Below are 220 nucleotides of genomic sequence, written 5' to 3' on the forward strand. Positions count from 1 at the left end.
GTTGCGTAAGCGTCGTCCGAGTATGCAGGCACTGGCGAGCCCATGTGAGATTAGCCAACTGGCGATGTTCATCAACTTTGAAAATGACCCGACTTCCCAGTTAAGTAGTCGAGAATTAAAAGTGGATCTCAAAAATGTGGATATCTTCAGTTTTGGTGAAGAAGGTAAGAGCTTAGTCGGCAGTGTTGATTTGGTTTACCGTAACTCGTGGCATGAAGTA

The 220-nt window shown here is 45.0% G+C and carries 1 protein-coding gene; it reads left to right on the plus strand.

All coding sequences use genetic code 11. From position 1 onward, the window contains the following. A partial coding sequence (locus tag A3712_RS21795) for a class I adenylate cyclase (protein WP_157618851.1) occupies positions 1–220 on the plus strand: 220 nt, incomplete at both ends.

Source organism: Vibrio sp. HI00D65 (assembly GCF_001635455.1).
In the GTDB taxonomy this organism is placed as follows: Bacteria; Pseudomonadota; Gammaproteobacteria; order Enterobacterales; family Vibrionaceae; genus Vibrio.